The organism is Actinoplanes sp. NPDC051343 (genome assembly GCF_044455125.1).
Taxonomy (GTDB): Bacteria; Actinomycetota; Actinomycetes; order Mycobacteriales; family Micromonosporaceae; genus Actinoplanes.
Genome location: NZ_JBITEL010000001.1, coordinates 335,097 through 351,449 on the forward strand (window position 1 = coordinate 335,097; position 16,353 = coordinate 351,449).

Consider the following 16,353-nt stretch of genomic DNA (forward strand, 5'->3'; position numbering starts at 1 on the left):
GACGGTGAGTGACCGAAAGAAAGGAATTTCGGTGCGAGGTGCCGAATCGGTGGTGGAAAGCCTGCTGGCCGGAGGCGTGGATGTCTGTTTCGCGAATCCCGGCACGTCGGAGATGCATTTCGTGGCGGCGCTCGACCGATATCCGCAGATGCGCGGTGTGCTGTGCCTGTTCGAGGGTGTCGCGACCGGCGCGGCCGACGGCTTCGGCCGCATGGCTGTTCGTCCCGCGGCGGCGTTGCTGCATCTCGGGCCCGGGCTCGGCAACGGACTGGCGAACCTGCACAACGCCCGCCGGGCCGGCACTCCCCTGGTGGTCATCGTCGGCGAGCATGCCGCCGGCCACAAACCCCTCGACTCACCCCTGGACTCGGACATCGACGCCGTCGCGGCGACGGTGTCGGCGTGGGTACGTCGCCCGTCGGAAACTGCCAGCCTGGGTGCGGACGTCGCCGATGCCATCGTGGCCGCGCAGGCCGGCGTCACCGCGACGCTGATCGTCGGCGCGGACCTGTCATGGTCGGAGGGAGGGATCGCTTCGTCGTGGCCGAAACCATCCGAACCGCAAGCTGCGGCGGCGCTCGAGATCGAGGAGGTGCTGCGCACGGGCCGGTCGACCGCGATCCTGCTCGACGGGGATGCGCTCACCGAGGAAAGCTTGCGGGCGGCCAACCGGGTTGCCCAGGCCACCGGCTCACGGCTCTTGTGCCCCACCTGGCCGGCCCGCCTGCGTCGCGGGTCCGGCGTGCCGCCGGTGACGCTGCTGCCCTATCGCGGTGAGGCGGTGCGAGCGCTGCTCGACGGGGTGAGCGATCTGGTCCTCGTCGGCGCCACCCGCCCGGTCGCATCGTTCGCCTACCCGGGCCAAGACGGCGATCTGGTGCCCGACGGCGTCCGGGTGCACACCCTCACCGCGAAGGGCACATCGAGCGGCGCCGCGTTGCGCCTGCTGGCCGATACGCTCGCCCCCAGCATCGCGGCGAAAACGGCACCGAGCGTACGTCCGCAAACCCGCCCCGGCCCGTTGACGGTCGACAACTGGGCCGCGGTGGTCGGCGCCGTGTTACCGGAGAACGCGATCGTCTGCGACGAGTCGATCACTGCCGGAATGGACACGCTGGCAGACGCTTTGGCCGGCGCGCCGGCCCACGACGTTCTCGGACTTACGGGACTGGCGATCGGGCAGGGTCTGCCACTGGCGGCCGGTGCTGCGATCGCCGCCCCGGACCGGCCGGTGATCTGCCTGGAAGCGGACGGCAGCGCCATGTACACGATCTCGGCGCTGTGGACACATGCCCGCGAGGGCCTCGACGTGACCACGGTCATTCTGAACAACCGCTCGTACGCCATCCTCCGTGCGGAACTCGACCGGGTCGGTGCCCGTCGTGGCAGCGCCGCGTCCGAAGCCATGTTCGACCTGTCCCGTCCGGACCTCGACTTCGTACGCCTGGCTGAGGGAATGGGCGTACCCGCGACGCGGGCGACCACCGTCAAGGAGCTGACGACCCAGATCGAGAAGGCGCTGGCCGAACCCGGCCCCCACCTGATCGAAGCGGTACTCAGCAGGCGTCCGTGACAATCTCGAGAGCGGCGAGCCGTTCGTCGGTGAGCGCCTCGACCTGACCGATCGTGGCGGTACTGCGGGACCGCTTCGAGGACGTGCGCGCGGCACCCTTCGCATAGAAGCCACCGCTCCGGCCGACGGCGTCCGGGGCCAGAGCCCGCAGCACACTGCGGCGGGCCGCCTTCTCCGGGCCGGCGATCAGGAGCGGGGCGACCGGCCGGAGAACGCGATCCAGCACGGCCGCCGAGCCACCGGCCTTACGCCCGAAATCGGTGAACACAGCGCCGGGATCGGCCGCGTTGAACGTGACTTCGCCGTCGTCGACCCGCCGGGCCATGGCGTACGTGTAGGCCAGGGCCATGAGTTTGGCGTTGGAGTAGGCCCGGACCTGGCCGTAGCCGGAGTCATATCCCCAATCGGTGACGGGCTTCCCGATGCGCTCATTCATCGAGGTCACGTTGACTACCTGAGCAGGCACCTGCGCCCGGCGGGCGGCCACGCGCAGATGATCCAGCAGCAGCTGGGACAACACCGCGGTGGCGAGATGAACGACCGCCGTCGTCATCTCGATGCCGTCCGAGGTCAACCGCCGCTCGCTGAACTGGGCGCCGGCGTTGTTGACCAAGACGTCGAGGCCGTCCGGCGCCAATTCGTGCACCTGCGACACGAGCCGGCGCACCTCGTCGAGAGAACTCAGGTCGGCGTGCACGGCAACATAACGCGTTGCCTCGACCTCCGGCGCGTTCCCGAGAACCCGTACCGCTTGCTCGGCCTTCTCCCCGGTCCGACCATGCACCAGGACAGTCGCTCCACTGCGACCCAGACCGGCGGCCGTCGCGTAGCCGAGCCCGGCCGTGGCCCCGGTAACCAGCACTACACGGCCGGACATGTCAGCGATCGGTGTCTCGTACGGCTCACGCATGCGGCGTCCTCGGATCGACGAGAAGTGCTGGGGGGCCCAATTATCCGCAGGCGTCGGACAGCGGCGATCCGGCTGTCCGGAGGGGCGCGGATCGGTGCCCGATAGATCGAAAATCGGCGTTCAAACGAAGGATCATTTCTCCGGCGCTGTCGCTTCGGACCTCGCTGATACCCTCGATCGGACTCGCTCGGCGTCGGACCGGCAGTGGTAGCACCGACGGTCGGCGCCATGAGCATGGGAGCCGGGCCACTGATCCGCCAAGATTTCTACCTCATGTTCGCGAACGCGCGGACCGGCGTGCGGGCACTCATGCTCGCGCTGCGCTGGCCGGTGCTCGCGGTCCGTCACCAGGATCCTCGGCCGCAGTTCGACGCCCTCGTCGCTCGCCAGGACCAGCTGGACACTCTCGCGCTGGGTCCGGGTGAACCCGGTCCTCCCCCGTCGGCCCGGCCGGTGCCGTGGCTACTCTGCCAGGCGGTTCTCGGCCCCGCGGTGCTGTTGCTCAGCACGGTGATGTGGGCCTTCGCGCTCGCCACGGTCAGTACGCCGCTGTGGTGGCGGCTGGTGTCGGAGAACCCCTTGCCGGGCGTCGTCGTGATGGTCGGCAGCACCAACAACGCGTTCATCATCACGCTGCTCGGCCTGGTCGTCGTGCTGATCGCGGCGGCGTGCAGTCACGGGTTGCCGCGCTGGCATGCCAGCGTCAACCTGCTGCTGGGCGGCGGACCGCGGCGCAGCCGCCTGACCCGGCGGATCGCCGTGCTGATCGAGTCGCGGGCGGGCGCGCTGGAGGTACAGGCGGCCGAGTTACGCCGGATCGAACGGGATCTGCACGACGGCGCCCAGGCCCGCCTGGTCTCGCTCAGCATGATGCTCGGCCTGCTCGACTACAAACTGCCCGAGGTGCCGGCGGACACCCGGCAGCTCGTGGCGCACGCCCGTGGCGAGGTCGGCGAAGCGTTGCGGGAGTTACGGGATCTGGTGCGCGGCGTCTATCCGCCGATCCTGGCCGACCGGGGCCTGACCGGTGGCATCGAGTCGCTGGCCGAACACGCCGGTTCGGGACTTCGCGGCATCAGCGTCTCGGTCGACGTCGCCGACCGGCTGGCCGTGGCGTTGGAGTCCACGGTGTACTTCGTGGTCGCCGAGGCGCTGACCAACGTGGCGAAGCACAGCGGCGCCGACCAGGCCGAGGTCACGGTGCACAGCGACGGAAACCGCGTTCGCATCGACGTTGTCGACGACGGTCGCGGGGGCGCCGACGAACGGGCCGGCAGCGGCCTGGCCGGGCTGCGCCGCCGGGTTGCGGCATTCGACGGAAAGTTGTCGCTGAGCAGCCCGGTGGGCGGGCCGACCGTGCTGCACGTGGAGCTGCCGTGCGCATAGTGATCGCCGAGGGCCTGCTGTTGTTGCGGGAAAGCCTGAAACGGCTGCTGACCGGGCTCGGTCTCGCCGAACGCCTCAGACGATCACCGGAAGCTCGACGAGTCCGTGCATCAGAACGCTTGGCCTCCACCGCGGCACGAAGCCACCGTCCAGTTCCAGAGCGGGGCAACGCGCCAGCAGAGACGCGAAGACCGTACGCGCCTCCAGCCGGGCCAGCGGCGCGCCCAGGCAGTGGTGGATGCCGTGGCCGAAGGCAAGATGGGAAACGTCTTGCCGGGTCAGCTCCACGGTGTCCGGATCGGCGTAGCGCCGCCGGTCGCGGTTCGCCGAGAGAACCGAGATGAGGACCGTCGATCCGGCTGGGATCACCTGTCCGCCGTACGTGACATCCTCGGCCGCGACCCGGTGGGTGCTCAGCTGGACCGGGCTGTCGTAACGGAGCAATTCCTCGATCGCGGCGGGAAGCAGTTCCGGCCGGGCGCGAAGCGTTTCCCAGCGTTCACGGTCCGCCAGCATTCGGTAGACGCCGTTGCCGATCAGCCCGGCGGTCGTGTCGTGTCCGGCGAGCAGAAGCAGGTAGACGGTGGAAACGATCTCGTTCTCGGTGAGCCCGTCCTCGTCCCGGCCCGCGTCGGCCAGCAAGGAGACCAGGTCGGTGCCCGGGTGCCGGCGTTTGGCCTCGAGAAGCGTACGAATGTAGGCGACCAGGTTGGCCTGCGCCGCGGGCAGATCGTCGCGTCGGGCCGCACCGGCGACCATGATGTGCGACCACTCGGCGAACATCTCCCGATCCGCCTCGGGCACACCGAGCATCTCCGCGATGACGGTGATCGGGAGCGGGAAGGCCAGCTCCGCCAGCAGGTCGTGGGTCCCGGGCGTGACGAAACTGTCGAGAAGGCGGTCGGTGATCGACTGGATCGCGGGCGCCAGCGCCTTCATGGCCCCGGGAGTGAAGGCCGGCTGGATCGAACGGCGCAGACGACCGTGTTCCGGCGGATTGACCACCAGCATGTGGTGCCGGGTCGCCTCGTCGATGTCGGGAGGCACCACCGGCTGATAGCCGACCGGGGACAGGAGGCCGTCCTTGACCAGACGGGGGTCGGCCAGGGCCTGGCGTACGTCGTCGTGGCGGGTGAGGAGCCACCCGATCCGCCCGTCCAGCAGAGTCAAGGGAGCAACCGGTTGCTGCTCGCGCAGGTCGGAGAGGACGTCGTAGACGTCCCCCTCGAAGAACCCGGCGAAGGGCTTGGACGCGATGCCGCTCATACGCGGAACCTACGTCGGCGGCGCCCGGACGGCTCACGATTTGAACTGTGAGGGTGCCGACCTGCCTTTTCGGACAACAGTGAACCGGTGTGATCTCGATCAATGGCACTTCATGGGGAGAAGAGGGATGGCTTTCGGGTTGTAGGGTCCGGTCGGGGGGAAAAATGAAGCAGGTTCGAGTTGCTCTTCAGGCCAGCAGCCCGATCAGCGAGGCCGGCCTCATCGGGCTCATGGAAGCGTCGCCGGAATTCACCGTGCTGCCGGCGGAACGCCACAGCGAAGCCGACGTGCTCGTGCTGGACACGGAAGGTCTCACCGCCGTCGTCCTGGCCACGCTGCGCCGCTGGAACGCCGACACAGCGGCCCCGGTCGTACTCGTCACCGGCCCCATTTCCGAAACCGGGCTCTTGGCCGCGGCTCGATATGGCGTACTGGCCATTCTCCCGCGCACTGCCATCACGGCCGAGCAACTGACACACAGCGTCCGGACGGTCATCAACGGCGGCGGGGTCATGCCGCCACGGCTGGTCGGCGAACTCGTCCGGCAGATCGACAGGCTGCAACGAGAAGTGCTGGCACCCAGCGGTCTGAACGCGGCCGGAATGACGCAGCGTGAAGTCGATGTGCTGCGACTGATGGCGGACGGGCTGGACACCAACGAGATCGCCAGCAAGATCTACTGCTCCGAACGCACCGTCAAGAACGTCTTCGCCGGCATGGCCGAGCGCCTGCAACTGCGGTCCCGTTCGCACGCCGTGGCATACGCGCTCCGCGCCGGGGTCATCTGAGCCAGTGTCTTCCGAGCCGGCGGTGCGGCCGAACTGATCGGAACTGGCCGTTCGCGTACGGAAAATGCGCCTTAGATCAAAGATCTTTCGTTGCCTTCGCGGCGGCGTCAGGATTTCGCATGGTACTTCCCCCTATCGATGCGAAGCACGCCGACCTCGAGGAATCGTTCCGGCAGTTGGTCGCCGCCGAACTTGCGCCCCTGCGGCGATTCGCGCGGACGCTGACACCGGACTCGCACCGCGCTGAAGACCTGGCGCAGAGCGCGCTGGAAAAGATGTACCTCGCGTGGCCGCGCGTTCATGCGGGCCGCAACCCGGCGGCCTACCTCCGCACGATCGTGGTGCGGCAGGCGATCGGCGAGAGCCGCCGCGCCTGGCGCCGTGAGCGCCAAATGCATGCGATGCCCGAGCAGGCGTGCGAGGATTCCACACCGTCCGCTCTGCTGCGTCTCGATCTGACCAGGGCACTGGCCACCCTGACGGTCAAGCAGCGGGCGATCGTGATGTTGCGCTACGTCGAAGACCGGCCGCTCCGAGAGGTGGCGGAGACGATGGGTATCGGCATCGGCACCGTGAAGCGACAAAGCGCGACCGCCGTCAGCAAGTTGCGTCGCGCGCTCGGTGAGGGATTCGTCGACGGGCCGCCGGGACAGGAAGTCCCGGCGCCCCCTGCGATGCGTCTTATCTGACCGAGTACGCGGCGAGAACGGTCTGCGTAACGTGATTCCCGCTCGGATCCGTGACGGCCGCACGAAGCGACACCGTGCCGCCATGCGGATTGTTCACCGCGGCGCTGCGGGTGGCCCCGGATCCGCTCAAGCGGGCCCGTGACCACGTTTTACCCTGGTTGTAGGACACGTCGACGGTGATCGTCCTGACCTTCGCCGGCTCCGACCGGTCGACGTCGTAAACCTTCAGCGGCACCGTGAACCGGCCGGCCGGCGCCCGATTGTCCCCGTCGAGTGCGGGTGACCATTCGACGTGCTGGAGCGGCAGGCTGTCGTCGGTGGATTTCGACTTGAACGTCCAGTCGACCTCGACATGGCGCGACAGGCGTGCCCACGGTGCCGTCCGGTCGAGAGCGGTGGTCAGGCGGTACGTGCCGGCCGAGGCCGGAACCGCTACTCCCCCGCCGTCAGTGTTCAGGTCACCGGCCAGCTTGCCCGACCACAGGACCGTTCCATTTCGCGTCAACTTCGTGTAGCCGGTGTATCCGAAGTTGTAGCTGTCATGACCACCCGCTCCCTGCAGGAGCGGGAAATCGGCGCTCATCGAGGTTTCGTCGCGGTCGGCTATACCGCCGTCGGGAGGATTGAATGCCGGGCCGAACACCGCGGAATTCCAGACCGACTTCACTACGCTGCCCTTCTGGTATTCGACCCCGTCCAGGGCCGCCGTCGTATCGAGATCGATCGACCCGTCCGAAGCGCGCGAACCGGAGTCGAACTTGGTTCCGAAGCTTGTCCCGGCGACGGTGCTGAAATAGTCGGTCCGTTGCTCGAGTTGCCCGAGCTCGACGTTCGGAATGATCGAATCGGTCATGCTGAAGGCGGCCCAGTTCGCCAGTGCGCGAGCCTCCTGCGGAGACTGCCGGCGCACGGTCTGCTTGACCGTGGCCAGATCCGCTGCCGGCAGCGTTCGAGTCGCGGCCGGGAGAGTGCCACTGCCCTGCACGAACAGGTTGTAGGTGAACGGTGAGGGCGCGGTGCCCCGCTTGATCAGCGTGGAGGTCAGCTCGTACGGGATCTTCGGGGTTCCGGCCGGCGACGGCACCACGTAGACGTTCCCGGAATCATCAGCCACCGACAGGGATTCGTCGTCCTTCACCCCCAGGGCAAGGGCGGTGTTCGCGTATTTCGTCTCGGCGACCGGGTGGTCCACCGCCAGCCGGACCAGTTTGCGACGGCGGCTGTCCAGGACCAGATCAACCGGCTTGTCGACGGTCAACGGGCGTACTTCGACGGTCGGTGTCCGCGGGTCGGACCCGTCCGCCCGGACATCGTAGGTGACCGCGAACGCGGTGTACGTGCCCGCCGGAACCCGCTTGATCCCGGTGTCCTCGAACTCGTCGGAGTACTCCTGGCCGGTCTTGGTGTTGACGAGGTGCAGCTCGGTGACCGAGTGCCCGGATCCGGGGCGGAGCGACAGATACGAGATGTTGTAGCTTTCCCGCTCCCGGTAGGCGCCCACGGCGGTCTGCACCTTGACTTTGCCGTCGGGGCTCGACGCCACCAGCACGCCGCTGTACAGCCCTCGATCACCGACGGTGGATCTGATCGTGACCGATACGGACGCCGTACCCCTGGCCTTGACCGTGACCGTCCGCGCGCCGACCGCGAACATACCGGTCGCGGCGGGCTTGCCGGTGTCGTTGCTGACCGTCAACGCCAGCTTGAGCGTGACCGCGGAGGTCCCACGATTGGTGTAGGTCACCTTGCGGCTGACCGGCACCGGATCGGTGTCCGGCCAGGGGAAGTATCCGAGATTCGCCTCCCCGGTCGCGGTGACCTGCTGAGTGGACGCGCGTCCGATGTCCAGCCGGCCGTCGCCCTGTTGATACACCGTCTGGCCGGGCTGGAACTTCGCCGTCGACATGAGCGCGGTCTTGATCTGCGCGGGCGACCAGTCCGGATGCTCAGCGGAGATGATCGCCGCGGCGCCGGACACGTGCGGGGTCGCCATCGAGGTCCCGGACATCGCGATGTAGTACTTGTTCGGCCCCTCGCCCGTACCCGCGGCGCGAGCGGCGGTGATGTCCGCGCCGGGCGCGGTGATGTCGGGCTTGATCGCATAGTCCAGCCGCCGGCTCGGCACCACCCGGGGGCCCTGGCTGGAGAAGTCGCTCAGCTTGTCGGTGCGCTTGTTGACGCTCCCCACGGTGAGGGCACTCGCGGCGGTTCCCGGCGAGCCGATCGTCTCCGGTGCACCGTCGTTGCCGGCGGCCACGACGAACAGCACCCTCTTCTTCGCCGTCAGATCGTTCACGGCGGCCTCCACGGGATCCCCGATCTCGTCCGGAGTCCCGCCGAGGCTCATGTTGATGACCTTGGCGCCGGAGTCAGCGGCCCATGCCATCCCGGCCAGGATCGCGTCATCGGCACAGCCGGCGGGCGTACACACCTTGGCCGCCACGAGCTGGGCGCCCTTCGCCACTCCCACGTATCGGCCGTTCGACGCGGTGCCCCGGCCCGCGATCGTGCTCGCCACATGCGTACCGTGGCCGTCCTCGTCCCGGACCCCGGACGCCGAACCGGTGAAGTCCTTGGCGGCCACGACGACGCCCTTGAGATCCGGGTGGATCATGTCGATCCCGGTGTCCACCACAGCGACCTTGGCGCCCTTGCCGGTATATCCGTGCGCCCACGCGACGGGGGCGCCCACCTGCGGCACGCTGACGTCGAGGCTCACATGGCGTTTGCCGATCAGCCATACCTTGTCGACGGACGGCGTACGCGCTTCGGACGGCGCCGTGAACGCCGTCCAGAAGTGTCCCTGGTCGCGCTTGGACTGGCGGACCGCCGTGATGCCCAGGGACGGAATCGTGCGTACCGCGCGGCTGCCGGTCAGCGCGTGCGGCGCCTTCCCGCCGCCGGCCGCGGTCAGCAGGGGCAATTCCCTGGTGTGCGCGTCGTCATAACCCCATTGCCGCAGCAACAGCACGTCGAACAGTCGCGGATCAAGCTGGTGCCGGGCGAGCAGGGGCAGGGCGTCGGCGGGAATCACCTTCAGACCGGTCTTCGTCCGGCTGATCGTGTAGGCGATGTGCTCGCGGCCTTTCCGCTTGAGCATCGAGACGGCGTAGGTGCCGTTGCCGGTGGGCGTCATGGTCGCCCGGTCGCCGGTGATCAGAGTGACGGTGAATGTATTTCCCGGCCGGGAGACCGGGGCACTCAAGGAGCGTGGCCGCACGCCGGCAACCGGCCCGGCAGAATGAGCCGGTGTGGCCGGCAACAAGGCCATGACGGTGAACAAAGCCGCCGCGACCGAACCGACGCGCCGAGCGAGCCGCTGTGGTGGTGATGACATGCAGGCCTCACAGATCTGGTCAGTGCCGGCTTGACACCGGCTACGGCCCAGGAGACGCATCGATCGGCCTGCTTGGTTGTCGGTCGAATATGGTTGGCATCGGACAGCGGCATTCATCCGGATAATCCCGATATGCCATTGCGTCGTCGTGCTACCGATCCCGGGATCTGGCCATTCGTGCATCAAGACGTACGCCTTCGAACGAAATGCAGCGTGGGCGTGCGACGCCCGGACAACATGAGCAAATGAGGCACGCTGACACCGGTGAATCCCCATTGGACTTGTTGGGGACGGTACGAACGAGTAATCCGGCGATGACTCCTCGTGACCGGTGACGTACATCGAGAAGGCGAAGGCCGCGTTCCGCAGCGGGCAGAACGAGTTGGTCGAGCAGTTGAGCCGGTCGGAGATCGCGCGCGCCCGATCGACCGGCGACGTACCGGCCGAAGTCGCCGCAGTGTGCATGCTCGCCCGAGCCTGCGTCCGCAGACGCGACTTCTTCGCCGCCGGGCAACTCGCGAGCCGAGGCCGGCGATTGGCGGAATCCCGGCCGGATCGGAAGCTTCTGCCGGCGCCACTGCACATTCAGGCCGCGGTGGCGCGGATGTCCGGAAATCTCAACGCCGCCCGGACTCTGTACCGCGAAAGCATCCACCTCAACGGATCGATCGGCGACGCCCGCATGGCCGTCCTGGAACGGCACAACCTCGCCTACGTCGAACTGCATCTCGGTGACATCGCCGCGGCGCACGAACTGTTCACCACCGCGCGTACGCAAGCAATCGAGCTCGGCTACACCGACAGTCTGGCCGAGATGGCCCTCGGCGCGGCCGTCATCAGCTGCGCCGAGGGCGACCCGGCGCGGGCGGCCAGCCTCCTCGCCGCCGCCGACATGGGATACGCCACTCACGGACAGATTCCGGACCCGGACGACGCGGCGGAACGCCGGCAACTCGTCGAGACGGTCATGCATGTCATGAGCCGCGACGCATTCGACTCGGCGTACGCGGCCGGCGCCGCCACCAGCCTTTCGAAGGCACTACGCGACTGGGCGCGCTGATCGAGTGACCGGACCACTGAGCCGTGCGGGACCTTCCCCCGCTCGGGGGACTTCATCAGGTTCGCCGATTCCTAGCATCGATCGCATGATCCTCAACGAGCTACACCGCCTCGGCACGGACTCCGCACAGCTTCTTGTGGGATTCCCTTTGGGGCTGGCCGCTTTGACGGTCTCGGTCGTCGGCCTCGCGGTCGGAACAAGCCTGGCCGTCGTCGGGATCGGTATCCCGATCCTCGTCGCGACGCTCTATGCCGCACGAGGGTTCGCGACTGTCGAGCGTCGCCGGATCAGCGCCGTGCTGGGCCGGGCCTTCACCGACCCGCCCTATCGCCGGCCGCAGGCGGACGCCGGAGCGGCGCGACGTCTGCTTGTCGGGCTCACCGACCCGCAGAGCTGGCGGGACGTGGTGTACAGCGTGCTGAGGGCAGTGCCGGCCACCGCAGGCTTCGCCATCATGGTGACGTGGTGGCTGGGCGCCCTCGCCGGGCTGACCGCGCCGCTGTGGCACCGCTGGCTTCCCGGCGACGCGTACACGATCGGGAGTCTGCTCGTCGATGGCGGCGGTTCGGCACAGGTGGCGGTCGACGTGGCCGTCGGCGTGGTTCTCCTGGTCACCCTGGTCCCGGTCGTGCGTGGCCTCGCCGTCCTAGACGCGTCCGTGGCGTCAATGCTGACGCGTGCTGACGAGCCGCACGCCTCATGAACATTGATCGTCTCCGCCGTGCGGCAATCTATACTTTCGGCATGCCCGGCCGCGGACACTTCGGATCGCGGCGCGTACGCCTCGCCGTCGATCGGCTGCGGGCGGTGCCCGCCGGACACCGCGATCTTGGGATCGCCGCGGTGGTGGCGATCCTGTCGTTCACGCCTGGCTTCGCCGATAAGGGTACGGCGCTGGGCTGGCCGACCGCACAGCGACCGTTCGACCTGCTCGCGGCCGGTCTCGTCGCGGCGCACGCGCTGCCGCTGGCGATTCGCAGCCGCGCCCCGGGACTGTGCCTCGTGCTGGTGTCGTCGGCGTTCTTCACGTACCAGGCGCTGGGCTACCGGCCGACCCTCGCGACGGCCGCCCTCTACGTGGCCCTGTACAGCGCCGGCATGCTGCAGGCCGGCCCCCGCGCGGCGACCGTCGCGCTGTGGACGGCCGGTTACGTCGCCGCCTGCACGTGGATGATCCATGCCAGTTCGCCGTTCCCGCCAAGGGATTTCGCGTTGTTCTTCGCGCTCCCGGCGGGATGCTGGGTGCTCGGTGCGTGGTCGCGCAGCCGTCTGCGAAACCAGGCCCGCCTGCACCGCCACCGGATCGACGCGGAGCTGACCGAGGAACGCGAGCGCATCGCGCGAGAGCTCCACGACGTCGTCACCCATCACGTGACCGCCATGGTGATGCAGGCCGACGCGGCGCAATATCTTCCGGCCGACGACCGCGCGAAGGTCAGCGACGGACTCGTCGCGATCGGCACCACCGGACGGCATGCGCTGGCCGACCTCCGGGAACTCCTGGGCGTACTCAGCCCGGGACACGATGCGCGGCCGGCCCCGACCGAACCAGCGGTCGGCGACCTGAGCGACCTGGTGGAGCAGACCCGGGCCGCGGGGCAGCCGGTCGAGTTCGTCCGGGACGATCCGCCGCCCGCGGTGGCCGGCCTGGCCGAGCTGGCCACCTACCGCGTCGTGCAGGAGGGGCTGACCAACGCGCTCAAGCACGCTCCGGGCCGGCCGACCCTGGTACGGCTGTGTGCCGTCTCCCCGGAGGAGGTCCTCGTCGAGGTGATCACCGACGGCAACGCCGGCGACACGCCGGTACTCCGGGGCCCTCGGCCGCCGTCGTCGGGGCGAGGGCTGGGTGGGTTACGCCGGCGGGTCGCGCTGGCCGGCGGGCGCTTCGAGGCGTCCGGCGGCGAGGACGGCAGCTTCCGGCTCGTCGCCCGCTTCCCGAAGCGAACGGGGTCGTGATGGGCGGCCCGTCCCCTGTCCGGATCCTCGTCTGCGAAGACCAGCCGCTGGTCCGTGCCGGCTATGTGACGATCCTGTCCGCACAGCCGGACTTCGAGGTGGTGGGTGCGGCCGTCGACGGCATCGAGGCGGTCGAGCTCGCGGGCCGCCTCACGCCGGACCTCATCGTCATGGACATCCGGATGCCGCGTCTGAACGGGATCGAGGCGACGCGCCGGCTGGCCGGGCCGGACTCTCCACGCGGTGCCAGAGTGCTGGTCGTCACGACGTTCAACCTCGACCAGTACGTCTACGAGGCGCTGCGGGCCGGCGCCAGCGGATTCCTGCTCAAGGACACCCCGCCGCCCGACCTGATCGCCGCGATCCGCACGATCGCGGCCGGCAACGCGTTGCTGGCACCCGAGGTGACCCGCCGGCTGATCGGCCACTTCGGCGAGCGAATCCGGCAGGGCGAGGCCCAGTCGAAGCGACGAGCCGAGACGCTGGCCCGGCTCACCGACCGCGAACTCGAGGTGCTGCGGATGCTCGCCACCGGCCGGTCCAACGCGGAGATCGCCGAGACGATGTTCCTCGGCACCGAGACGGTGAAGACGTACGTGTCCCGGGTCCTGACGAAGCTGCACCTGCGCGATCGCGTGCAGGCGGTCGTGCTCGCCTACCGCATCGGGCTGGCGCTGCCCGACGACTGATGACACCGGCCGCCGGGCGCTTGCCGCTGGTGGCTACGACGCCGGAACGGGCTCATCGAACATCGCGCAGGCGGCGGTGAGCGACGCGGTTCCCTCGGCCGTAGCCATCGCGTCCTTGATCGGGTTCGAGCCGGGCGACTGGGCATTGAGCTCGGTGTCGGTCGTGGTGTCGATGATCAGCGTGCGGTGTCCGTCGGCGGACCCGAACATGTAGCTGTCGTGGCCGAAGGTGCTGCCGGTGTGCCCCCAGACCGTGCCGCAGGGAGTGTCGGTGCGCAGGATGCCCAAGCCGTAGTCGATGCCGGTGCCGGCCCCTGCTGAGACGGTGGTCTTCATGGCGGCCAGTTGCGCGGGCGGCAGCAGGCGGCCGCCGAGGAGCGCCGACAGGAAGCGGCTCAGCTCGGGTGCGGTGGAGACGACCGCACCGGCCGTGCCGGCGAAGCTGCCCAGCGCCCAGGTCGACACGTCGGTGTAGTGGATCGTCGGCTGGGTCGGCGGTCCGGTGAAGGTGCCCATGTAGCCGTGTGCGTAGCCGGGGCCGGTATCCGACGCGGCGCCGGTGACGAGGTAGGTGTGGCGCAGGCCGAGCGGGCGGGCGATCCGGTCGCGGATCAGATCGGCGGGTGTCCGGCCGGTGACCCGCTGCAGGATCATGCCGACCACGATGTAGTTGGTGTCGGAGTACGCCCAACCGGTGCCCGGCGCGAATGTCAGAGGGTGTTTGAGGGCGGCCGCGACCAGTTGCTCCGGCCGGTAGTGCGCCCGGGGGTGGGCGATCACGGCGGTCATGAATGCCGGGTCGGTGTAGCTGTAGAGGCCGCTGGTGTGCTGCAACAGCATTCGCAACGTGATCGCGTTGCCGCCGGACGAGGCGGGAATCGTGCCGGGCAACAACTTCCGCACCGAGTCGTCGAGGTGCAGTTTGCCCTCGGCGACCAGTTGCAGGGCGATGGTCGCGATCATCGTCTTGGTGTTGCTGCCGATCTCGAATTGGTCGTTGCTTCGCAGGGGCCGACCGGTGGCCCGGTCGGCTCGGCCGGCTGCCGCCTGGGTGACCCGTCGGCCGTCGTCGGCCCGGGAGAGCTGTCCGACCGCACCGGCCTTGACCACCGCGTCGGCCGCGTTCCGCAATGCCGGTCTGGAGGCCGGGACGATGACGGCGGATTCGGAGGTCGCGGCGGATACGGGGACGGCGGCCGCGCCGATCAGCCCGAGCACGGCCGCGATGCAGGCGGGAAACGTCCACATCGCCCGCCGGCGAGGCGTGGGAACAATCGCGTCAGAAGTCATGATCAGAGTCTGGCCGGGAGAGCGTCGTCGGGCAGCCATGCCAGCATCCCAATCACGTCGGTAGCAGGCTCTACCTATTCGGGAAGCCGGTTGCCGTTCCGGTCGTACGCGGTCAGCTCGGTCAGGTGCGTCGGCTGCCGGCCTGCCGAGAAGTCGAACCAGAAGATCTTGGCCTTCTCGTCCTTCCCGAACCCGCTCCAAGCCGTCAGGTGCGCCTCGACCGTAGCGCCGGTCGCGTTGTCCCGGGCGGTGATCCGGGCCGGATCGCCCTTGTAGTACCCGAAAGTCGGGGTGGTCCGGCCGTCGAGCACCGTTCCCGCCCGTACCGCGTGGAAGCCCTCCGCCATCCGGCTGTGGCCGGTGTCGCTGCTGATGATGTCAGTGGAGAAATCGTTGATGTACCCGGTGGTCGTGCGCCCGAGTACGAGCGTCAGGTTCGCGTTCAGATGAAAGGAATCCACCGTCTCGGCGTAGATGATCCACTGCTTGCCGTCGAGCCACTGGCCGGTCTCCACGACCCGGCCGAGAATGCCGGGCGCCGACGAGTTGAGCGCAGACGGCACCGGATAGGACGAATCGATTCCCGACGGCGCCGGATAGGCCGCCGCGTCGGTCGTGGAACCGGCCGGCCTCATCATCGCCCCGCCGACCACGAGCACCGCGACCACCGCCACACCCGACGCAACGCCCCTCCCGGCCCACCGCCGGCGGCGCATGCGGCCACCGGCGGCCATCACGTAGCCGAGGTCCAGCGAGACCGGCTCGAAGTCCGGCGGCGAATCCAGTGCGGAATTGAGCTCATCCAAGTCGGTCATCGCTGTACCCCTAGTTCTGTCTCTATCTGCTGCGTCGGCGTGAGCGCACCGACGGCTGTCCTCAATTTCGCCAAAGCGCGGGAGTTCAGGCTCTTCACGGTGCCGAGCGGCATGCCCAGGTCGCGGGCGACGTCGGTCTCGCTCGCGTCGAACAGATGCCGCAGCACGACTACCGCACGTTCCTGCGGCGACAGCGCCCCCAGCGCACCGATCAGCCACCGGCGCCGGGCCACGTCGTCGGCCACATCACGCGGCGCCTGCTGCTCGGGCATGAACTCGGTCGCATATTCCCGGAACGGCCGCCGCCACTGGTCGTTGACCAGATTGGCGAGCGTCGCACGAGCGTACGAATAGGGGTCCCCGTGCCTGATGCGTCCCCAGGCCGCATAGACCCGCACCAGGACCGCCTGGGCGGCCTCCTCCGCCTGATACCGGTCACCGGTCAGCAGGTAGGCGGCCCGTTGCAGCCGCGCCGAGCTCGCCTTGGCGAACTCGACGAACTCCTCGTCACCGCGAGCCATAGGCACCCTCTCCCGACGTCATGCGGGTCAAGACGGGCGAGGACCCAAAAAAGTTGCGCTTACCGTTCAACAA

General features: G+C 68.7%; 14 protein-coding genes. 8 read left to right on the forward strand and 6 right to left on the reverse strand.

The genetic code is table 11. The annotated features are described in order from the left end of the window. Positions 1 to 31 precede the first annotated feature (31 nt). Positions 32 to 1,573 carry an acetolactate synthase large subunit gene (locus ACIA5C_RS01450; RefSeq protein WP_396050053.1) on the forward strand — a complete coding sequence of 514 codons (1,542 nt, stop codon included), beginning with the start codon at positions 32 to 34 and terminating at the stop codon, positions 1,571 to 1,573. Here the strand turns inward: ACIA5C_RS01450 and ACIA5C_RS01455 are convergent. After that, the gene (locus ACIA5C_RS01455) at positions 1,557 to 2,483 is read right to left on the reverse strand and encodes an SDR family NAD(P)-dependent oxidoreductase (RefSeq protein WP_396050055.1); all 927 of its coding nucleotides are present in this window, start codon (positions 2,481 to 2,483) and stop codon (positions 1,557 to 1,559) included. The genes ACIA5C_RS01450 and ACIA5C_RS01455 overlap by 17 nt on opposite strands. A gap of 228 nt (positions 2,484 to 2,711) precedes the next feature. On the opposite strand from ACIA5C_RS01455, the gene ACIA5C_RS01460 reads away from it, so the two are divergent. Further along, positions 2,712 to 3,869 carry a histidine kinase gene (locus ACIA5C_RS01460; RefSeq protein ID WP_396050057.1) on the forward strand — a complete coding sequence of 386 codons (1,158 nt, stop codon included), beginning with the start codon at positions 2,712 to 2,714 and terminating at the stop codon, positions 3,867 to 3,869. Between the two features lie 75 nt (positions 3,870 to 3,944). Here ACIA5C_RS01460 and ACIA5C_RS01465 read toward each other — a convergent pair whose 3' ends face one another. Then, positions 3,945 to 5,135: a cytochrome P450 gene (locus ACIA5C_RS01465; RefSeq protein WP_396050059.1), complete on the reverse strand. Its 1,191-nt coding sequence runs from the start codon at positions 5,133 to 5,135 to the stop codon at positions 3,945 to 3,947. Between the two features lie 164 nt (positions 5,136 to 5,299). Between ACIA5C_RS01465 and ACIA5C_RS01470 the strand changes: the two genes are divergently transcribed. Both ACIA5C_RS01470 and ACIA5C_RS01475 read left to right on the forward strand, forming a co-directional pair. Then, a complete protein-coding gene (locus ACIA5C_RS01470; RefSeq protein WP_396051988.1) occupies positions 5,300 to 5,923 on the forward strand; it encodes a response regulator transcription factor in 624 nt (207 codons plus the stop codon). Between the two features lie 119 nt (positions 5,924 to 6,042). Further along, positions 6,043 to 6,612 (forward strand): SigE family RNA polymerase sigma factor, encoded by a 570-nt coding sequence (locus ACIA5C_RS01475; RefSeq protein ID WP_396050061.1) that lies wholly within the window; start codon positions 6,043 to 6,045, stop codon positions 6,610 to 6,612. Here the strand turns inward: ACIA5C_RS01475 and ACIA5C_RS01480 are convergent. After that, positions 6,605 to 9,832, reverse strand: a complete 3,228-nt coding sequence (locus ACIA5C_RS01480; RefSeq protein WP_396050063.1) for a S8 family peptidase — start codon at positions 9,830 to 9,832, stop codon at positions 6,605 to 6,607. The two genes, ACIA5C_RS01475 and ACIA5C_RS01480, sit on opposite strands and share 8 nt — an antisense overlap. A 448-nt stretch (positions 9,833 to 10,280) precedes the next feature. On the opposite strand from ACIA5C_RS01480, the gene ACIA5C_RS01485 reads away from it, so the two are divergent. From ACIA5C_RS01485 to ACIA5C_RS01500, 4 genes are all read left to right on the forward strand, one after another. Further along, a complete protein-coding gene (locus ACIA5C_RS01485) occupies positions 10,281 to 11,009 on the forward strand; it encodes a hypothetical protein (RefSeq protein WP_396050065.1) in 729 nt (242 codons plus the stop codon). 85 nt (positions 11,010 to 11,094) lie between these two features. Continuing rightward, positions 11,095 to 11,712 carry a sensor domain-containing protein gene (locus ACIA5C_RS01490; protein ID WP_396050066.1) on the forward strand — a complete coding sequence of 206 codons (618 nt, stop codon included), beginning with the start codon at positions 11,095 to 11,097 and terminating at the stop codon, positions 11,710 to 11,712. Between the two features lie 41 nt (positions 11,713 to 11,753). Beyond that, positions 11,754 to 12,965: a sensor histidine kinase gene (locus ACIA5C_RS01495; protein ID WP_396050067.1), complete on the forward strand. Its 1,212-nt coding sequence runs from the start codon at positions 11,754 to 11,756 to the stop codon at positions 12,963 to 12,965. Continuing rightward, positions 12,965 to 13,654: a response regulator gene (locus ACIA5C_RS01500; RefSeq protein ID WP_396050069.1), complete on the forward strand. Its 690-nt coding sequence runs from the start codon at positions 12,965 to 12,967 to the stop codon at positions 13,652 to 13,654. Before ACIA5C_RS01495 ends, ACIA5C_RS01500 begins: the two co-directional genes overlap by 1 nt. Positions 13,655 to 13,687: 33 nt before the next feature. Here ACIA5C_RS01500 and ACIA5C_RS01505 read toward each other — a convergent pair whose 3' ends face one another. From ACIA5C_RS01505 to ACIA5C_RS01515, 3 genes are all read right to left on the reverse strand, one after another. After that, complete coding sequence (locus tag ACIA5C_RS01505; RefSeq protein ID WP_396050071.1) at positions 13,688 to 14,944, reverse strand: serine hydrolase domain-containing protein; 1,257 nt, start codon at positions 14,942 to 14,944, stop codon at positions 13,688 to 13,690. 74 nt (positions 14,945 to 15,018) lie between these two features. Next, positions 15,019 to 15,759, reverse strand: coding sequence for a hypothetical protein (locus ACIA5C_RS01510; RefSeq protein WP_396050073.1), 741 nt, complete (start codon positions 15,757 to 15,759; stop codon positions 15,019 to 15,021). Next, positions 15,756 to 16,280: a SigE family RNA polymerase sigma factor gene (locus ACIA5C_RS01515; protein ID WP_396050074.1), complete on the reverse strand. Its 525-nt coding sequence runs from the start codon at positions 16,278 to 16,280 to the stop codon at positions 15,756 to 15,758. Before ACIA5C_RS01515 ends, ACIA5C_RS01510 begins: the two co-directional genes overlap by 4 nt. Positions 16,281 to 16,353: the final 73 nt, after the last annotated feature.

Excerpts from the sequence above, each read along its gene's own strand:
- ACIA5C_RS01455 (WP_396050055.1), bottom strand. The coding sequence starts at position 2,483 with ATGCGTGAGCCGTACGAGACACCGATCGCTGACATGTCCGGCCGTGTA.
- ACIA5C_RS01510 (WP_396050073.1), bottom strand. The coding sequence starts at position 15,759 with ATGACCGACTTGGATGAGCTCAATTCCGCACTGGATTCGCCGCCGGAC.
- ACIA5C_RS01465 (WP_396050059.1), bottom strand. The coding sequence starts at position 5,135 with ATGAGCGGCATCGCGTCCAAGCCCTTCGCCGGGTTCTTCGAGGGGGAC.
- ACIA5C_RS01460 (WP_396050057.1), top strand. The coding sequence starts at position 2,712 with ATGAGCATGGGAGCCGGGCCACTGATCCGCCAAGATTTCTACCTCATG.
- ACIA5C_RS01475 (WP_396050061.1), top strand. The coding sequence starts at position 6,043 with ATGGTACTTCCCCCTATCGATGCGAAGCACGCCGACCTCGAGGAATCG.
- ACIA5C_RS01470 (WP_396051988.1), top strand. The coding sequence starts at position 5,300 with ATGAAGCAGGTTCGAGTTGCTCTTCAGGCCAGCAGCCCGATCAGCGAG.
- ACIA5C_RS01500 (WP_396050069.1), top strand. The coding sequence starts at position 12,965 with ATGGGCGGCCCGTCCCCTGTCCGGATCCTCGTCTGCGAAGACCAGCCG.
- ACIA5C_RS01495 (WP_396050067.1), top strand. The coding sequence starts at position 11,754 with ATGCCCGGCCGCGGACACTTCGGATCGCGGCGCGTACGCCTCGCCGTC.
- ACIA5C_RS01505 (WP_396050071.1), bottom strand. The coding sequence starts at position 14,944 with ATGACTTCTGACGCGATTGTTCCCACGCCTCGCCGGCGGGCGATGTGG.
- ACIA5C_RS01490 (WP_396050066.1), top strand. The coding sequence starts at position 11,095 with ATGATCCTCAACGAGCTACACCGCCTCGGCACGGACTCCGCACAGCTT.
- ACIA5C_RS01515 (WP_396050074.1), bottom strand. The coding sequence starts at position 16,280 with ATGGCTCGCGGTGACGAGGAGTTCGTCGAGTTCGCCAAGGCGAGCTCG.